Annotated in this window: 5 protein-coding genes; 2 read left to right on the forward strand and 3 right to left on the reverse strand. The window is 41.2% G+C overall.

The features are described 5' to 3' along the window. Nucleotides 1-94: 94 nt before the first annotated feature. Nucleotides 95-511, reverse strand: a complete 417-nt coding sequence (locus tag MHN09_RS21140; protein ID WP_239241830.1) for a hypothetical protein — start codon at nt 509-511, stop codon at nt 95-97. 183 nt (nt 512-694) lie between these two features. Here MHN09_RS21140 and MHN09_RS21145 point away from each other — a divergent pair, with 183 nt between their 5' ends. Together MHN09_RS21145 and MHN09_RS21150 are read left to right on the forward strand one after the other, a co-directional pair. Beyond that, nucleotides 695-916: a hypothetical protein gene (locus tag MHN09_RS21145; RefSeq protein WP_012518669.1), complete on the forward strand. Its 222-nt coding sequence runs from the start codon at nt 695-697 to the stop codon at nt 914-916. After that, on the forward strand, nt 909-1,199 hold the full coding sequence (locus MHN09_RS21150) for a type II toxin-antitoxin system RelE/ParE family toxin (protein WP_061439355.1): 291 nt from the start codon (nt 909-911) through the stop codon (nt 1,197-1,199). Before MHN09_RS21145 ends, MHN09_RS21150 begins: the two co-directional genes overlap by 8 nt. Before the next feature lie 199 nt (nt 1,200-1,398). Here MHN09_RS21150 and MHN09_RS21155 read toward each other — a convergent pair whose 3' ends face one another. Both MHN09_RS21155 and MHN09_RS21160 read right to left on the reverse strand, forming a co-directional pair. Beyond that, nucleotides 1,399-1,587, reverse strand: coding sequence for a hypothetical protein (locus MHN09_RS21155; protein ID WP_239241831.1), 189 nt, complete (start codon nt 1,585-1,587; stop codon nt 1,399-1,401). A 142-nt stretch (nt 1,588-1,729) separates the two neighbouring features. Further along, nucleotides 1,730-2,059, reverse strand: a complete 330-nt coding sequence (locus tag MHN09_RS21160; protein ID WP_069943674.1) for a hypothetical protein — start codon at nt 2,057-2,059, stop codon at nt 1,730-1,732. Between the last annotated feature and the right edge of the window lie 119 nt (nt 2,060-2,178).

The raw sequence follows: 2,178 nt of genomic DNA on the forward strand, positions 1-2,178 counted from the left end.
GGATTGCGCTTCACTATCCTAAATGAAACGCCCTGTGCGGAGCCGCATGCAGGGTGTTGTGGGGGCTGGAGGCTAGATACCTCCGGCTACCCGATTAGGCACCAACGCCCCCCAGTGTCACCATATATAAAACTGAGTCTTGAAATTCATAGTGGATATAGTGATTTGAATACGACACTTTCATCCATTCACGAAAAATACCCAGAAATTTAGAGGTTCCCCTCTCAAAACTTAAAGAATGCTCGATGCAGTAGTTCTCGACTTCCTTGATACTCCCAAACCTCTGAATTTCCGAAAATGAATGTTCACTCGTAATGAATATTGTCTGTAGTACTTGTGCAGTGTCAAACGAGAATTCTAATCCAAGTTCTTCAATCGTGGCTGAGTAGTAATCGGCTTCGTTTTCACTCAGTCCATCGTATTGGTAGGTTACATTGACACTGTACATTTCAAAAAGGTCATTTATTGGACCTGATTTAAGCTTTCTTCCTAAAAGGCTGATGATGTCCATTTGGTGCCTAACACCCGCATAACGGGCAAAAATATGTAGGCTACAATACCAAGCGAAGCGCTGGGAGCCTACGTATTTTTGTCCCTAGCGAGCGCAGCGAGTGTTGATGCGATTGTTATACGCAATTTGCCACACCTGTAGCGCATTGCTACAATATGGTAATGAACTATTAGGAGACATATTATGGCAACCGCGAGCGTAAGACTAGACCAAGATCTAGTTGAGAAAGCTACCATTATGGGCAAAGCACTGAACCGAACTATGCCAAAACAGATTGAGCACTGGGCAAAAATAGGTGAAATGATGGAAGATAATCCTGATTTACCATACGAATTCGTGAAACAGGCAATTATTTCCAAAGCGGAAAAAGAGGCTGGAAAATTGGAGCCTTACGATTTTGGCTAAGATTACGAGTGTTTTACAGACAGCTAATTTTAAGAGAGCAGTAAAGAAGTTACATAAGAATCAGAAAAAAGACTTAGATAAAGCTGTAAAGGAACTGATGGATGATCCTCTTCTAGGTGAACAGAAAAAAGGCGACCTTGCTTTTCTTCGCGTGTACAAGTTCAAGATGGTTAAGCAGTTAACCTTATTAGGTTACAGCTACGAGGACGGCACTGTAATACTTGAATTAATAGCTCTTGGTTCTCATGAAAACTTTTACCGCGATGTTAAAAAGCTATTCTGACCAATTGCGTATAACTTTTCAATAACGGGCGCAGGCACGTAGGGCATAATAGCGAAGCGGGCCTGCGTGTATGCGTCCCACCGAACGAAGTGAGTGTGTTGATTGAGTTGTTATATGCGTACAATTTAAAACCTTTTACACATCCACTTTAATAAAAACAAACCCTAGCTACATAGAGGATAATATTTGTTTTAGGTAATTATTTATTTGCCCATCGGTAACAATAGAACCAACCAATAGGTGGAATCAAGAAGTTGAGCAAGAAGGCGTAAATGGCAACCAACCCAATATTGTCAGCCTTTCCTTTAGCAAATTTGATGGTAAGAAAAATTACAATTAAAGCGAGGATGAAGAGTGCTTGCCCCCAAAATGTAGCGTTCAGATTCATAGAATTCCTTATTGATGAGCGTCCTGAAAAGCATATAACTTTTCAATAACGGGCGCAGACACGTGGGGCATAATAGCGAAGCGGCCCTGCGTGTATGCGTCCCAGCGAACGAAGTGAGTGAGTTTATTGAGTTGTTATGCACCTAAACCACCGTATATGAGAGTGTAACTGGTGAGCCAATAGAAAAAGAAGCTTTAGTGATAATATTTGGCAGATCAATGACTCTTGAATCGTACTCAGTAACAAATGAAACGAAGATATCTGTATTCTCTACTTCTACACTATTAGAAGTTACAAAACTTCCTATAAATTCCAGTGAAGATGGTGTCAGAGGAACGCACACTACAAAACCACCTAATTTTTTATTAGGTCTACAAGATGAGGCTTTAAGGCTTGATTTGATTTCGTTGGATAATTCTTCTGTAAGCGAAAAGAATCTAAAGCTGATATTTAATTCAATGTCTGAGTCCATTCAATGTGTCCGTAGGTGCATAACTTTTCAATAACGGGCGCAGGCACGTAGGGCATAATGGCGAAGCCGCCCTGCGTGTATGCGTCCCAGCGAACGAAGTGAGCGAGTTTATTGAGTTG

This window comes from Alteromonas sp. MmMcT2-5 (assembly GCF_022348315.1).
Taxonomy (GTDB): Bacteria; Pseudomonadota; Gammaproteobacteria; order Enterobacterales; family Alteromonadaceae; genus Alteromonas; species Alteromonas macleodii.